Consider the following 14967-nt stretch of genomic DNA (forward strand, 5'->3'; position numbering starts at 1 on the left):
TCGCTTGTGCAAGCATCTTGGCGCCAGTACCATTACCGCTCTCTTTTTCCGGCAGGAGCGGTTTCATGATTGCGGGCAGTATGGTGGCACTGGTCACTCCCATGGATGCACAAGGGCGTCTTGACTGGGACAGCCTCAGCAAACTCGTGGACTTCCATCTCAAGAACGGCACCCATGCCATTGTCGCGGTCGGTACTACCGGCGAGTCGGCGACCCTTGATGTAGAAGAACACATCGCCGTCATCAAAGCCGTGGTCAAACAGGTAGCCGGGCGCATTCCGGTGATCGCCGGTACCGGCGCCAACTCGACCCGCGAAGCCGTCGAGCTGACCCGCAACGCCAAGGAAGCCGGCGCCGATGCCTGCCTGCTGGTAGTTCCGTACTACAACAAGCCGACCCAGGAAGGCCTGTACCAGCACTTCAAGCACATTGCCGAAGCCGTCGACATTCCACAGATTCTCTACAACGTTCCCGGCCGCACCTCCTGCGACATGCAGGCCGAGACCGTGATTCGCCTGTCCAGCGTGCCGAACATCATCGGCATCAAGGAAGCCACCGGCGACCTGAAACGCGCCAAAGCCATCATCGACGGCGTGAGCAAGGACTTCATCGTGCTGTCCGGCGATGATCCGACCGCGGTCGAGCTGATCCTGCTGGGCGGCAAAGGCAACATCTCCGTAACGGCCAACGTCGCCCCGCGCGAAATGGCTGACCTGTGCGAGGCCGCGCTGAAAGGCGACGCCGAGACCGCACGGGCGATCAACGAAAAATTGATGCCGCTGCACAAGGACCTGTTCATCGAAGCCAACCCGATTCCGGTGAAGTGGGCTTTGGTTGAAATGGGCCTGATGCACGAAGGCATCCGCCTGCCGTTGACCTGGCTGAGCGCTCCTTGTCATGAAACGCTTCGCACGGCCCTGCGCCAGTGCAGCGTCCTGGTTTAATTGAGGAAGTACAACGCATGAAGCGAATGGCCGGACTTTCCGCACTTGCCTTGATTATCTCCAGCACCAGTGGCTGCGGATGGGTCTGGGGCCCGGAAGGTTATTTCCGTGACCGTGGTAGCGATTACCTGGAAGCGCAACAGACTGCACCGATGCAACTGCCACCGAATGTCAGCACCTCCAAGCGTCTGGATCCGCTGTTGCCGATCCCGCGCAACGTGGCTGATGACACGGCGAAGGGCGAATACGTGGTACCGCGCCCGCAACCGCTGACGGCGGTTGCCGAGGCGACCGACTACTCGCTGCAGAAGAGCGGTGACTCGCGTTGGGTCGTGGCCCAGCACCCTCCGGCCGAAGTCTGGCCAGTGGCGGTACAGTTCTTCCAGGACAATGGTTTCCGGCTGGATGAACAGCGTCCGCAAACCGGCGAATTCACCACCACGTGGCAGCATTCCGACGAACTGTCCGCCGCCATGGCCAAGCGCCTGAGCGCCGCCGGTGTCGGTGCCGACAGCGAAACCCGCGTGCGGGTGCGTATCGAGCCAGGCGTGCAGCGCAACACCAGTGAAATCTACGTGGTCAGCGCCGAGCGTCCTGCCGGCAGCACCGCCGACGTCGATTTCACCAACCGTTCGGTCAACACTAGCCTGGACGCAGCGCTGGTCGACGACATGCTCGCGAGCATGAGCCGGATCTCCGAGAAGGGTGGTTCGGTGTCGATGCTGGCTTCGCGCGATTTCGATACCCCGAGCCGTGTCAGCCTCAGCGAAGACGGCAGTGGCAACCCGGTACTGAACGTCGGTCCGGACCTGGATCGTGCCTGGTCGAGCGTCGGTCGTGCGCTGGAGCAAGGTCAGTGGCGCGTTGAAGACATCAACCGCAGCCTGGGCCTGTACTACATCAACCTGGCCGAGAAAGCCGAGAAGAAAGACGACAAGCCTGGTTTCTTCAGCAGCCTGTTCGGCAGTGCGCCGACCAAGGAAGAAGTTGAAGCCCGCGCCGAGCGTTATCAGGTTCGCCTGAGCAAGGTCGGTGAAAACGTTCAGGTGACCGTAGAGAAGAACATCAATACCGTTGCGCCGGCCGATGTGGCGCGCAAAGTGTTGAGCGTGATTCAGGACAACCTGGGCTGATCACATGCGCTTTGCCGTTCTCGGCAGCGGTAGCCAAGGGAACGGCACGCTGATCGCCAGCGCTGATACCTATGTGCTGGTGGATTGTGGTTTTTCCCTGCGGGAAACCGAAAAACGCCTGTTGCGTCTGGGGGTTCACCCGGCGCAACTGAGCGCGATACTCGTAACCCACGAACATGCCGACCACGTGCATGGCGTGGGTTTGCTGTCTCGGCGCTACAATCTGCCGGTCTACCTCAGTCGCGGCACACTGCGCGGGATGCGCAAACCGATCGAACCCGCAGGCTTTCTGGCCGGCGGCGAGCAGCTGCAGATCGGCGCACTGAACATCGGGGTCATTGCCGTGGCCCATGATGCGCAGGAGCCGACCCAGTACGTATTCAGTGATAACGAGCAGCGGCGCTTCGGCCTGCTGACCGACCTGGGTTCCTATTGCGAGCGGGTGCTGGACGGCTATCGGGATCTCGATGCGTTGATGATCGAGTCCAACCATTGCCGCGACATGCTGGCCCGTGGTCACTATCCGTACTTTCTCAAGCAACGGGTGGGCGGCGAGCTGGGACATTTGAACAACCATCAGGCGGCATTCCTGGTGGCCGAGTTGGGGTGGCAGGGCTTGCAGCATCTGGTTCTCGCCCACCTGAGCAGCAAGAACAACCTGCCGCAGCTGGCCCGGCAATGTTTCGTCGACACCCTCGGGTGCGACCCGGACTGGCTGCAACTGGCCGATCAAGATTCAGGGCTCGACTGGCGCCATATCGCCTAGCCCATCTACTTAGCAAGCGGAGCCCATCATGGAAAAACGTGAAGAACTCTATCGCGGCAAAGCCAAATCGGTTTACAAGACCGACGACGCTGACCGTTTGATCCTGCTGTTTCGCAACGACACCTCGGCGTTCGACGGCAAGCGCATCGAGCAGCTCGACCGCAAAGGCATGGTGAACAACAAGTTCAACGCCTTCATCATGCAGAAACTCGAAGCGGCCGGCATTCCGACCCAATTCGACAAACTGCTGGGCGACAACGAGTGCCTGGTGAAGAAGCTGGACATGATCCCGGTCGAGTGCGTCGTGCGTAACTACGCCGCCGGCAGCCTGGTAAAACGTCTGGGCGTCGAAGAGGGCATGAAGCTCAACCCGTACACTTTCGAACTGTTCCTCAAGGACGACGCCAAGGGCGACCCGTTCATCAACGAATCCCACGTCGTGGCATTCGGTTGGGGCACCGCCGAGCAACTGGCACGCATGAAAGAACTGTCGCTCAAGGTCAACGAAGTCCTGAGCAAACTGTTCGACGACGCAGGCCTGCTGCTGGTGGACTTCAAGCTTGAGTTCGGCGTGTTCAGCGACGGCTCGATCGTCCTCGGCGACGAGTTCAGCCCGGACGGCTGCCGCCTGTGGGACAAGGACACCAAGAAGAAGATGGACAAAGACCGCTTCCGCCAGGGCCTCGGTGACGTCATCGAAGCCTACGAAGAAGTCGCCAATCGTCTGGGTGTACCGCTTTAATCGACGCAAGCATCTGATAGCACGAAGAAAATTTTCGAAAGAGGGTTTGCTTTCGGCAGAAGTGTTGTTATGATGCGCGCCGTTGGAGAGATGCCAGAGTGGCCGAATGGGACGGATTCGAAATCCGTTGTACCTTCACCGGTACCTAGGGTTCGAATCCCTATCTCTCCGCCATATATAGAAAAAGCCCCGTAGCTGAGAAGCTACGGGGCTTTTTTGTTTCTGCTCGCTTGAGTAATCAGCAAATCCTGTCGCCGGAACCCGAGGTTGAAAACTCGATAATCGGATGTGACTCGATTGATGCCGGTTCGTACGTAACTCTCGGAGTCTACCTACAGCTCTATTTCCAATCACTCCTTATCCTGACCTATGTGCCCAATATTGACCGGATTCGGATAAAAAGACGCCGTTTTCAAGCTTGGAGGGTGGCGTTGTCCGCTTGTTCAAGGGGGCGCTTCATGGATCAGCGATATGAATCGCGATTGTCAATTTTTCCTGCGCGGTATCATGGTGTAATACTATGAACAACAAACAACTCGGTACGCTCGCAGCTATATTTTCACGACCCACACCCGCCACGTTGGAATGGGCGCGCATCGAGTCTCTGTTCAATGCGGTCGGGGCCAGAACCGTGGAAGGCAATGGTTCGCGAGTTCGGTTTGAATTAAGAGGTGTGGTTGCTACGTTCCACCGACCTCACCCGGATAAAGAAGCAAAGCCCTATCAGGTTCGTGATGCTCGGGCTTTTCTTGAACAAGCAGGAGTCACTCCATGAACGTGATGAATTACAACGGGTATGCAGCCCGAATTGAATACAGTGATGAAGACGGTCTTTTTGTTGGTCATATCGCTGGGATCAAGGACGTTGTAGGTTTTCATGGCGAATCTGTAAAAGAGCTTCGGTCAGCGTTCGAAGAGGCTGTTACTGACTATCTGGAGACTTGCGCAAAACTGGGCCGTGCTCCTCAAAAGCCTTATTCGGGCAATCTCAGTCTGCGTTTGGCGCCAGCTCTTCATGCGACTGTTGCCGTAAAAGCGCAATTGGCTCAAAAAAGCATTAATCAGTGGGTTGCGGATGTTCTTGACCGAGAGGCCCATGCCTAGCTTGATTCTGGTCTGGAGGTTGTACGTCGTTCCCGAACAGAGCAAATAGCCCCGTAGCTGAGAAGCTACAGGGCTTTTTTGTATCTGCGAGCTTTACCAAACACCCGCCTCAGCCACTCACGGCTGCGGATGCCCGAGCTTCTGTTTGATCAGGTCATACACTTCCTTGTGCGTCGAGTTGCGCAGGGTGTTGTCCTTGCAAGCCGAGGCCAGGAAGGTTTTCACTTCGTCCTTGGCGTGCGGATAGAGGCTGGCGACGTAGTCGGCTTCGTGTGTCTGGGTGCAGTTGAAGTGCTTGTCGTCTTTCGCTTTGTCTCTAGCCATGGTGCGGCTCCTTTTGAGTTTGAACGTCATTTGGCGAAACAGGGCTGGATGGCCCCGTACGCTGAACAGCGTAGGGGCGCAAAAGTGCTTTGCCAGTGCTTCAGACGAAAAAGGAAGAGGCTGTAGGACGCGGCGCCATCAGATTTCCTTCACCGGCGTCTCCCCCTGCACACCCTTGATCAACTCGATCACGTGTAAACAATCGGCCTTGTTCACATACGACTCGCCACTGGCAATCGTCTCGTGGTTCCCCGCCCGCAGTCTCCAGCGCCATTGGCCTTTGCCGGTGCTCGGGGTGCCTCGGGATTGCCTGTAGATCTCGAAATACATTCAGTTCGCTCCTTGCGATGGTGTTTGCGACAACCTGTGTGGCGCATCGTCGCAAGCCTAGCGGAGCGAGTTTTTTTCGCTATCGGGTATTTGTTTCCAATCGTTGGCAGATGTTTCTGAAGAGTGCGGGCTAGAGCGCACGCATCGGCGTCTGGATTGGCCAGAATGTCGCCCTTTGCACCTTGCAAGGCTATCGACGCTACTGCTTAATACGGGACGGCTCATGGCGTTGAAAATGCTTCGACGACCGACAAACACTATAAAAAGAGCACTCCATTGACTGAGCATGGAACGGCACAGGCCACACGGGTCACGTTATCGCTGGTTGTCCCGGTTTTTAACGAGGAGGACAGTCTCGACGCGTTCATTCTGCGCATCGATGAAGTCTTCCAGCACCAAGCCTCAATTGCTTTGGAGCTGGTGTTCATCAATGACGGCAGCACTGATGCCACACTTGAGCGGCTGCTGGATCGTCAGCGGCACGACTCGCGGCTGCGCATCGTCGATCTGAGCCGTAACTTCGGCAAAGAGGCGGCGTTGTCTGCGGGATTGCAAATCGCCAACGGGCAGATTGTGGTGCCTATCGATGCCGATCTGCAGGACCCACCCGAAGTCATTCTGCAAATGATCGAGCGATGGCGCGAGGGCTATGAAGTGGTGCTCGGTCATCGCGTCAGCCGCCGCAGCGACACCTGGGCCAAGCAGACGTCGGCGCATTGGTTTTACCGCCTGCACAACAAGATCGCCGAGCAACCGCTGCCGGAAAACGTCGGCGATTTCCGCCTGATGGACCGTTGTGTAGTCGATGCCTTGCTGACTTTGCCCGAGTCCCGGCGCTTCATGAAGGGCCTGTTCGCCTGGGTCGGTTTTCGGACTACCCACGTTGATTACGAGCGGCCCGAGCGCGTGGCGGGGCAGAGCAAATTCAACGGCTGGCGGCTGTGGAATTTTGCCCTGGAAGGCATCACCAGTTTCAGTACCGAACCGTTACGGATCTGGACTTACATCGGCGCCGCGGTGTCGCTGGTGTCCTTCGCCTTTGCCATTTTTATCGTGTTGCGCACGCTGATCCACGGCGTCGACATGCCCGGTTATGCCTCGCTGATGGTGGCCGTGACGTTCCTCGGTGGCCTGCAATTGATTGGCATCGGCGTACTCGGCGAGTACCTCGGCCGCACTTATATCGAATCCAAACGCCGGCCGGTTTTTCTGGTGCGTCGCGTCTACGACCCCAAGGACTGAAACATGGATCTCAAGGAAACCGATATCCTCGGCGACAGCATCGGTGAGCATTGGTATTACTGCTCCAAAGCGGCGGCGACTCGTCGTCTGCTCGGTGATGTACCGATCACGCGGATTCTCGACGTGGGCGCCGGTTCCGGGTTTTTCTCGCACCATTTATTGACCCAAACCGCGGCGCAAGAGGCGTGGTGCGTCGACATCAGTTACCCCGCCGATTCCGATGCGACCACCGCCGGCAAACCGGTGCATTATCGCCGCGATATCGACGCCATCGACGCCGATCTGGTGCTGCTCATGGATGTGCTGGAACATGTCGACGATGACCTTGGTCTGCTCAAGGCTTACGTTGACAAGGTGCCGTCCGGCAGCCGTTTCCTGATGACCGTGCCGGCGTTTCAGTTCCTGTGGAGCGGTCACGACGACTTCCTCGAACACAAGCGCCGCTACACCCTGCCGCAGTTTGAAACCCTGGCCCGTGATGCCGGTTTGAGCGTGCAGCGCGGTGCCTACTATTTCGGCGCGGTGTTTCCGATCGCGGCGGCGTTGCGTTTGCTGCCCAAAGGGCCGCAGGCCGCAGCGCCGCAGTCTCAGCTCAAACGCCATCATCCCTTGGTCAACGGCGTGCTCAAGACGTTGTGCAGCCTCGAACTGCCGCTGATGAGCCACAACCGTCTGGCCGGGCTGAGCGTGTTCGTGCTGGCGCAAAAACCGTGACTTCAGTTGAAAGGAAAACGCTGATCCAGCGCGGTCTGCGCTTTGCCATGACCGGTCTGTTCGTCACCGCGCTGCATGCGCTGGTGGCTGTGCTGTTCATCAATTTCGTTGCGCCGCAACCGCCGCTGGCCAACGGAGTGGCGTTTGCCGTGGCAACGGTGGTGTCCTACTTGATCAATACCACTTGGAGTTTCTCGGCTCGGTTGCACGGCAGAACGTTGCTGCGATTTCTATTGGTATCGGCGTGCGGTTTTCTGTTGGCGATGTTTGTCGCGTGGGCCGCGCAGGTGGCCGGGTTGAATTATCTGTTGGGCATTGTCGCGGTGGCGCTGACGATTCCGGCATTCACGTTTGTCTTGCACAACTTCTGGACGTATCGATGAAGCTCTCCGCAACACATCGGGCGACTGCGCTGCTGCCCGTGCTCTTGGGAATTCTGGCGTTTTTCATTGTGGTCGGCCCACGTGCCTTGAACCCGATGAACATTGCATGGCTGGGCGACGGCGACCCCGCCACGCACTATCAGGGTTGGGTTTTTTTTCGTCATTCGCCCTGGACGTTTCCACTGGGGCTTAACCCGAGCTATGGGCTGGAGTTGGGTAACGGGATAATTTTCTCGGATTCCAATCCGTTGTTCGCCTTTATCTTCAAACCGTTCTCAGCCCTGTTGCCTGAACCTTTCCAGTATTTCGGCCTGTGGCTACTGACGTGTTTCGTTCTGCAGAGCTGGTTTGCCTGGAAGCTGATTGGCCTGTTCAGTCGCGACGTGGCGTTGCGTTTGCTTGGTGCAGGAATGTTTTTGTTCATTCCGGCGATGATCGTCCGCATGAGCGTACATCTGTCCCTGGCTGGGCATTTTCTGTTGCTGGCGGGGTTATATCTGGCATTGCGCCCCTTTACGCCGAAACGCCGCCTCGCCTGGGGCGCGCTGCTGGCGGTGGCTGCGCTGGTGCACGCTTATTTGCTGGCGATGGTTGCGTTGATCTGGCTTGCCGACCTTGCCGCCAAAACCCTTCAGCGGCGCCAGACGCCGGGTAAGGCCTTGATCGAGTTGATCGGTCTGTTTCTGCTGGTCAGTGTCTGCTGCTGGCAGGCGGGTTATTTCAGCATAGGCGACAGCGGTCTGGCGTTGATGGGGTATGGCCTGTTCCGGGCGAATGTGCTGACCTTTTTCGATGCGGGTGTCTGGTCCTATACCTTGCAGGACATGCCGGGTGTACTGGGCGACGGCGACGGGTTCGCATTTCTGGGCCTGGGCGTGATCTGCCTGGGGATCTTTGCCTTGGTGCCGGTGCTGCAAGGGACGACTGACCTGGGAGCCAAGGCTCGCCGTTACCCGTTGGTTTTGCTCGCGCTGGCAGGGCTGGCGATATTCGCCGTTTCCAACAATATCGGCGTAGGGCCATTCGAATTCAGGATTCCGCTGCCGGATGCGGTGGTTGCCGTGGCCACGATTTTTCGTGGCTCGGGGCGAATGATCTGGCCGCTCATGTACATGGCCATTTTTGCGATCCTTTATGTGGTGATTCGCGGGCACTCTTCGCGCGTGGCGTTGATGCTGCTGAGTGTGGCGCTGGTGGTTCAGGTGGCAGACACGCGCGCCGGCTGGGCGGTGTCGCGCGGTTTCTTCATGGCCACGCCGTCGCCCACATGGAAGACGCCATTGGTCGACCCGTTCTGGGAGCAGGCGGCGAAGCGTTATCAGGCAGTGCGTTGGCTGCGACCGGAGAATTATCCGGAACAGTGGATGACCCTGGCCGACTACTCGGGTCGCCATCACTTGCCGACCAACGCGGTCTACCTTGGGCGCGTCAGTACGGTTGCCACTGAAGCCGCTCAAGCGGTGTCGGATCGAATGGTCAGTTCTGGAAACTATGCAGCCGATACCCTGTACGTGCTCAGTAACCGTACTGTGCTGGAAGCAGCTCTGACCTTGAATCGCGACACCGATGTGCTCGCCAGAATTGACGGGTTGAACGTCTTGGCGCCGGGCTGGAAGCGTTGCGCCGACTGCCTGCCGATATCGGCCCCGGACCCATTGACGCTGATCCCGCCACTCAAGTCGGGCGAGAGAGTCGTGTTCAATCCCAGCAGTCTGGCGACGTTTTTCCTCGGTAAAGGGTGGGCGAACAATGAACCGTGGGGCACCTGGTCCGAGGGGAATGAGTCGCAAATTGCCCTGCGGCCGACTGCTCGGGTGCACTCGTTCTTGCTGGAAACCACTGCGCTGCTGGCCCCTTCACACACCGAGCAAGCAGTGGAAATTTTCGTCAACGATGTACGCGTGCTGTCCACCCGGCTGGTCAAGCCTGAAGCGAATCGCCTGAATGTCGAGTTGCCGGTCGAAGTGCAGCAGCGTGTCGAGCAACAAGGTGTGCTGAATATTCGTTTCAAATACGCCAACGCTATCAGCCCGGGGGAGTTGGGCATGGGCAAGGACATGCGCAAGCTGGCGATCGGGATACAGGCGTTGACGGTGAATTGAGCCGGTGTTGTTCCTTTCGCCCATAGACGCTGTCCATGGGCCTTTCTAAACTGCCCGCAGACCGGGGAGTAGGGGCAATGGATGAATCGAAATGAATTACGCAAGGCCGACATCAATCTGATGGTGGTGTTCGAGACCTTGATGCTCGAACGCAACGTCACTCGTGCGGCGGAGAAGCTGTTTCTCGGCCAGCCGACCATCAGTTCGGCGCTCAATCGCTTGCGCGCGATGTTCAACGATCCGCTGTTCATTCGCGTCGGCCATCGCATGGAGCCGACTGCCCGGGCCGAAGAGCTGTTCAAGTACCTGTCGCCGGCCCTCGACTCGCTGTCGGTGGCGCTGAGCCTGACTCACGATTTCGACCCGGCCGTGAGCAACATGACGTTCCGGATCGGCCTGTCCGATGACGTCGAATTCGGCCTGCTGCCACCGTTGCTGCGGGCGCTGCGTCAGGAAGCACCCAGCGTAGTGTTCGTGGTGCAACACGTCGACTACTGGCGCATCCCCGACCTGCTGGCCGCCGGCGACATCACCGTCGGCATCAGCCAGACCCGAGGCCTGCCGGCCAATGCCAAGCGCAAACTGCTGCGGCATATCCAGCCAAGCATCCTGCGCGCCGACGCCTCGGATTCGCCGCTGACCCTCGATGAATACTGTTCGCGCCCACACGTACTGGTGTCGCACACCGCCAACATCAGCGGCTATGCCGATGAGTGGCTGGCGGAAATCGGCCGCACCCGGCATGTGGTGTTGTCGGTGCCGCAATACAGTGCGCTGCCGGCATTGCTGGCCGGCACCGACCTGATCGCCAGCCTGCCGGACTACACCGCCGAAGCCATGGCTGCCTCCGGGCTGTTGTTCAAGGAACCGTTTCCGTTCAAGACGCCGATGCTGGATCTGTCGATGGTCTGGCTCAGCCACGTCGACAGCGACCCGGCCGAGCGCTGGCTGCGGTCGCGGCTTGAGGCGTTCATGAGTGAGCGGCCACTGACCGCCCCCTGAATCCCACCACAAATCTCCCCTGTAGGAGTGAGCCTGCTCGCGATGAGGGTGTGTCAGTCGACATTGATGTTGTCTGACACGACTCCATCGCGAGCACGCTCACTCCTACAGGGTTTGCGTTCGTCTGGTCGGGCTGCTTTGCTCAATGGCAGTAACCTTGGCGGAGGCCTGTCCCGATGAGCATTTCCCGATCGTTGCTGCGTGGGCGCGGCAGTCTCGACAGTGGCAAGGTCGGCATGGTCGAGTTGTTTTTCGATCTGGTGTTCGTGTTTGCCGTGACTCAGCTCTCGCATTCGTTGCTCGCGCATTTGTCGATCCTGGGCGCGGTGCAGGTGGCGCTGTTGATGGTCGCGGTGTGGTGGGTGTGGATTTTCACTTCGTGGATCACTAACTGGCTCGACCCGGAAAAATTGCCGATCCGCCTCGGACTGTTCGGACTGATGATCGCCGGTCTGTTGCTGTCGTCCTCGATCCCCAAGGCTTTCACCGAGCGCGGGCTGATGTTTGCCTCGGCGTTCGTGTTCATGCAGGTCGGGCGCACGTTGTTTGCGATCTGGGCGGTGCGTGGCGAATCGCTGAGCATGACCCGCAACTTCCAGCGGATTCTGGCGTGGTTGATGTGCTCCGGCGTGTTCTGGATCGCCGGGGCCTTTCTCGACGGGCAGCAACGTCTGCTGTGTTGGGCGCTGGCGTTGCTGATCGAGCTGATCTCGCCTTCGCTGTATTTCTGGGTGCCGGGGCTGGGGCGTTCGTCATTGAGTGACTGGAACGTCGAAGGCAATCACATGGCCGAGCGTTGCGCGCTGTTCGTGATCATTGCCCTGGGCGAATCGTTGCTGGTGACCGGCGCGACGTTCGCCGAGCTGGCGCTGAGTACCACCGGGGTCATGGCGTTTTTGGTGGCGGTGCTGGGCAGCATCGGCATGTGGTGGGTGTACTTCGACAGCGGCGCCGAGCGCGCGCATCACCGCATCGCGCATTCGAGCGATCCCGGGCGCCAGGCGCGCATCGCCTACACCTACCTGCACGTGCTGATTGTTGCCGGGGTGATTGTCAGTGCGGTGGCCGACGAACTGGTGCTGGTGCATCCGGATCACGCCAGTGACGCCGGGATCCTGGTGATCGTGGGCGGGCCATGGCTGTTTCTGTTGGGCAATGCGCTGTTCAAGTGGGTCATGTCCGACCGACCGCTGCCGCCGTTGTCGCATCTGGCGGGGCTGGTGTTGCTCATGCTGGCGCTGCCATTGGCGTTGAATCACTGGTTTTCGGCGCTGGTACTCGGGGCGCTGACCACGGCGATCGTGGTGCTGGTGGCGCTGTGGGAAAGCCTGGCATTGCGTCAGGCGTCGGCCTCGATAACCTCGGAAAAAGCCGCAGGAGAGTAGGGCAGCGCTGTGGTATATGTACGACCTTTCTGCCGACTGACTGGAGCACCCCATGCCACACCTGCACATGGAATACACCGCCAACCTGCCGCAGTTGAACGCTGATGTGGCGTTGATCCGGCTCAACAACGCCCTGGTGGGTTCCGGTCAGTTCGCTGCGGAGTTCGATATCAAGAGCCGGGCGGTGAAGGTCGAGACCTTCAAGGTCGGTACCGGCATGGGTGAGCGTGCTTTCATCCATGTGAAACTGGCGCTGCTCAGTGGTCGCTCGCCGCAGATCAAGAAGCAGCTCTCGGATAGCCTGCTGGCGGTGTTGCAGGATCTGTGCGAGTGGCCGGCCGGAGTTGAAGTGCAGTTGTGTGTGGAGTTGCTCGATATCGACCGCGATTCCTACACCAAGACCGCCATCGGCATGTAGGACTCAGGCCGTTTCCAGCTCACTGCACACCTTGATCACCTGCTCGCGCAGCCAGACGTTGGCGCTGTCCTGATCGGCGTTCTGGCTCCATTGCATGTCGAGGGTGAACCCCGGCAGGCCGTTCGGCGCCTCGCAGTGATTGAACACCGCGTCGTTGGTCAGCAGGCGCTGGATGCGCCGGGGCAGGGTGAGGATGAAATCGGTGCCGGTGATCATCTTCAATGCCGCGCTGTAGCTGTTGGAACGCGCGACGATCTGCCGTTTCTGCGCCTGACGCGCCAGCCAGCCATCGACCATGTTGGTGGTGGAAGTCCACGGTGTCGGGAACACATGGCGCCGCTCGGTGAAGGCCTGCAGGCTCAGGCGCGGTTCCAGCGGCGTGGCGCGTTTGTCGAAGACACAGACCAGATCGTCCTCCAGCAGCATCCGCGATTTCAGGTCGGTGTGGCTGCGGTGGAAGTTGGGGCCGAAACAGATCACCAGGTCGAGGCTGCCGTCGCGCAGTTCGTCGGCGGGCACATCGGTCTCGAACTTGTGCATGTTGACCACCACCGGCAAATCGTCGAAGTCGAAACGCTTCAACAGCCGTGGCAGCACCAATTGCTCGAAGTATTCCGGAGCGCAGATATTGAAGGTCACCGCTTGCCGGGTCGGATCGAAGGCCGGGGCGCCGGCGTGGCACAGGTTGATGCTTTCGAGGATCTTCTGCACATGGCCGTACATGGTGCCGGCCTTGTAGGTGGGACGCATGCCCGTGCGGGTGTTGATGAACAACTCGTCTTCGAAACTGGTGCGCAATTTTTTCAGGCAATAGCTGACAGTGGACTGGCTGACGCACAGCGTCTCCGAGACATCCGTGACGCTGCTTTGCTCATACACGGCGATAAACACCATGAGGTCCTGCATGTCGAGCTTTCGAAGCAAGTTACTGTTCAGCATCCGTTCCGTCCCGCTGTGCTCCTTGCGCTGAAATCCGCGCAAACGTGTGCGCATGATCGTAGCGGAACGATGGTGCCAGGACAAAGCCCTGTAGGACGTTTCAATGTCGCCAGTGGGACAGAAACTTTTAGCAACACGACGTCGGCAAATAAACCGCAAAAAGATGGCAACAGGCCTCTAGCCCGGCGGCGGCATTCGGCTTCAACGGATGTGTCGGGCGTACAGCCGAGGGTCGAAGCGCAGCACTATCAGCAGCATCACCACCATCACTGCGGTCAGCGACCACCAGGCCCATTCAAAGCTGCCGAGCCGGTCGCGGATGATTCCGGCCAGCAGCGGCGAAAGCCCGGCGATCAAGTAGCCGATGCCTTGCACGAACGCGGTCAGGCTGCCGGCGCGCTGCGGGTTGTCGAGGTGATCGAGGGAGACAATAAGGCTCATCGGAAACAAGCCGCCAATCCCCAGCCCCAACAGGCACGGCCACAGCAGGCTGAGGTGTTGCGGGCTGAGGATCAATCCGCAGAAACCGGCAATGATCAGCAACAGCAACGTAGCCAGAATCAGGCGACGATCACGGCTGCGGTTGGCGATGGCCGGCGTCAGCAACCCGGAAATCACCTCCATGGCCGTCAGAAAACCCAACAGCAGGCCGGCGTGCTGTTCGCTCCAGCCTTGTTCCACGTAGTACGGCGCCAGCCAGGCGAGTACGCAGGTGTAGGACGCCGTGCCGAGGCCGAAGAAGAAGGCCAGCAGCCAAGCGCGGGAGCTACGCGTGAAGGACTCTTTTCCTACAGGCGTGTTCTGGATGGATGACGGGGTCGACTGTGTCCACCAGACCAACAACGCGAGCAAGGAAAGTGCCGCCCAGATCGCCAAGCCGATGCGCCAGCTGCCGGTCTGCCCCAGCACCAGCGGCGAAAATGAGGCGGCCAGCGCGGCGCCGCCCATGATCGATGTGACATACAGGCCCATGCACAGCGCCACATGGTCGGGGAAGCGTGACTTGATCAGCACCGGCATCAGCGCCTGAATCAGGGCGATACCCATCCCGGCCAGCACCGCGCTGCCAATCAACTGCGGTGCCGAATCGAGCACCAGCCGCGACAGTGTCGCCAGACCGATAATCCATAGCGACAGGATCACCGTGCGTTGCTCGCCTAGCCGGCGGCTGATGCCGATGCCGAAAAACATCGCCAGCCCCATCGCCATCACTGGCAGCATGGTCAGCAGCGAAGCCACGCTGAAACTCAGCGGGATATCGCCACGAATTGCCGACAGCAACGGCCCGACGGCGGCCATGGATGGGCGCAGATTGAGTGCGACGAGAATGATCCCGAACATCAGCCAGGCAGCGGGGCGGGTGTTGGCGCGGACGTTTTCCATCGGCAGACTCTGGATTGCGGAGGCTGTCGATTAGGCGGCGCGCAGCACTTATCGGC

General features: G+C 59.4%; 17 protein-coding genes and 1 tRNA gene. 14 read left to right on the forward strand and 4 right to left on the reverse strand.

What is annotated here, in order from left to right; translation table 11 throughout:
* The first annotated feature begins 65 nt into the window (after positions 1 to 65).
* The 7 genes from dapA to ACOYXI_RS26305 all read left to right on the forward strand — a co-directional run bounded on the left by dapA (position 66) and on the right by ACOYXI_RS26305 (position 4689).
* On the forward strand, positions 66 to 944 hold the full coding sequence (gene dapA, locus ACOYXI_RS26275; protein WP_027614465.1) for a 4-hydroxy-tetrahydrodipicolinate synthase: 879 nt from the start codon (positions 66 to 68) through the stop codon (positions 942 to 944).
* A gap of 17 nt (positions 945 to 961) precedes the next feature.
* Positions 962 to 2077: an outer membrane protein assembly factor BamC gene (gene bamC, locus ACOYXI_RS26280; RefSeq protein WP_461675463.1), complete on the forward strand. Its 1116-nt coding sequence runs from the start codon at positions 962 to 964 to the stop codon at positions 2075 to 2077.
* A gap of 4 nt (positions 2078 to 2081) precedes the next feature.
* Complete coding sequence (locus ACOYXI_RS26285) at positions 2082 to 2843, forward strand: MBL fold metallo-hydrolase (protein WP_047598088.1); 762 nt, start codon at positions 2082 to 2084, stop codon at positions 2841 to 2843.
* Positions 2844 to 2871: 28 nt separating this feature from the next.
* The gene (purC, locus tag ACOYXI_RS26290) at positions 2872 to 3585 is read left to right on the forward strand and encodes a phosphoribosylaminoimidazolesuccinocarboxamide synthase (RefSeq protein ID WP_007963288.1); all 714 of its coding nucleotides are present in this window, start codon (positions 2872 to 2874) and stop codon (positions 3583 to 3585) included.
* Between the two features lie 84 nt (positions 3586 to 3669).
* Positions 3670 to 3759 (forward strand) — tRNA-Ser (locus ACOYXI_RS26295).
* Positions 3760 to 4105: 346 nt separating this feature from the next.
* Positions 4106 to 4360: a type II toxin-antitoxin system HicA family toxin gene (locus ACOYXI_RS26300; protein WP_081730304.1), complete on the forward strand. Its 255-nt coding sequence runs from the start codon at positions 4106 to 4108 to the stop codon at positions 4358 to 4360.
* A complete protein-coding gene (locus tag ACOYXI_RS26305) occupies positions 4357 to 4689 on the forward strand; it encodes a type II toxin-antitoxin system HicB family antitoxin (protein ID WP_047598089.1) in 333 nt (110 codons plus the stop codon). The genes ACOYXI_RS26300 and ACOYXI_RS26305 overlap by 4 nt, the downstream gene beginning before the upstream one ends.
* A 117-nt stretch (positions 4690 to 4806) precedes the next feature.
* On the opposite strand, the gene ACOYXI_RS26310 is transcribed toward ACOYXI_RS26305, so the two are convergent.
* Together ACOYXI_RS26310 and ACOYXI_RS26315 are read right to left on the reverse strand one after the other, a co-directional pair.
* The gene (locus ACOYXI_RS26310; RefSeq protein WP_027614505.1) at positions 4807 to 5013 is read right to left on the reverse strand and encodes a hypothetical protein; all 207 of its coding nucleotides are present in this window, start codon (positions 5011 to 5013) and stop codon (positions 4807 to 4809) included.
* A gap of 138 nt (positions 5014 to 5151) precedes the next feature.
* Positions 5152 to 5343, reverse strand: coding sequence for a YegP family protein (locus ACOYXI_RS26315; RefSeq protein ID WP_007963291.1), 192 nt, complete (start codon positions 5341 to 5343; stop codon positions 5152 to 5154).
* Positions 5344 to 5619: 276 nt separating this feature from the next.
* On the opposite strand from ACOYXI_RS26315, the gene ACOYXI_RS26320 reads away from it, so the two are divergent.
* The 7 genes from ACOYXI_RS26320 to ACOYXI_RS26350 all read left to right on the forward strand — a co-directional run bounded on the left by ACOYXI_RS26320 (position 5620) and on the right by ACOYXI_RS26350 (position 12589).
* Positions 5620 to 6585, forward strand: a complete 966-nt coding sequence (locus tag ACOYXI_RS26320; RefSeq protein ID WP_027614506.1) for a glycosyltransferase family 2 protein — start codon at positions 5620 to 5622, stop codon at positions 6583 to 6585.
* 3 nt (positions 6586 to 6588) lie between these two features.
* A complete protein-coding gene (locus ACOYXI_RS26325; RefSeq protein WP_210557897.1) occupies positions 6589 to 7299 on the forward strand; it encodes a class I SAM-dependent methyltransferase in 711 nt (236 codons plus the stop codon).
* Positions 7296 to 7682: a GtrA family protein gene (locus tag ACOYXI_RS26330; protein WP_134785671.1), complete on the forward strand. Its 387-nt coding sequence runs from the start codon at positions 7296 to 7298 to the stop codon at positions 7680 to 7682. Before ACOYXI_RS26325 ends, ACOYXI_RS26330 begins: the two co-directional genes overlap by 4 nt.
* Positions 7679 to 9784, forward strand: coding sequence for a DUF6311 domain-containing protein (locus ACOYXI_RS26335; protein WP_461675464.1), 2106 nt, complete (start codon positions 7679 to 7681; stop codon positions 9782 to 9784). The genes ACOYXI_RS26330 and ACOYXI_RS26335 overlap by 4 nt, the downstream gene beginning before the upstream one ends.
* 81 nt (positions 9785 to 9865) lie before the next feature.
* On the forward strand, positions 9866 to 10786 hold the full coding sequence (locus ACOYXI_RS26340; RefSeq protein WP_027614510.1) for a LysR substrate-binding domain-containing protein: 921 nt from the start codon (positions 9866 to 9868) through the stop codon (positions 10784 to 10786).
* Positions 10787 to 10962: 176 nt separating this feature from the next.
* Positions 10963 to 12171 (forward strand): low temperature requirement protein A, encoded by a 1209-nt coding sequence (locus ACOYXI_RS26345; protein WP_461675465.1) that lies wholly within the window; start codon positions 10963 to 10965, stop codon positions 12169 to 12171.
* A gap of 52 nt (positions 12172 to 12223) precedes the next feature.
* Positions 12224 to 12589 carry a 5-carboxymethyl-2-hydroxymuconate Delta-isomerase gene (locus ACOYXI_RS26350; protein WP_027614512.1) on the forward strand — a complete coding sequence of 122 codons (366 nt, stop codon included), beginning with the start codon at positions 12224 to 12226 and terminating at the stop codon, positions 12587 to 12589.
* A 3-nt stretch (positions 12590 to 12592) separates the two neighbouring features.
* Here ACOYXI_RS26350 and ACOYXI_RS26355 read toward each other — a convergent pair whose 3' ends face one another.
* Together ACOYXI_RS26355 and ACOYXI_RS26360 are read right to left on the reverse strand one after the other, a co-directional pair.
* Entirely contained in the window at positions 12593 to 13528 is a 936-nt protein-coding gene (locus ACOYXI_RS26355; protein WP_098967678.1) for a LysR family transcriptional regulator, read from the reverse strand.
* Between the two features lie 201 nt (positions 13529 to 13729).
* A complete protein-coding gene (locus tag ACOYXI_RS26360; RefSeq protein WP_135295149.1) occupies positions 13730 to 14911 on the reverse strand; it encodes a cyanate transporter in 1182 nt (393 codons plus the stop codon).
* Between the last annotated feature and the right edge of the window lie 56 nt (positions 14912 to 14967).

The sequence above is a fragment of the Pseudomonas sp. G3-19 genome (assembly GCF_054855875.1).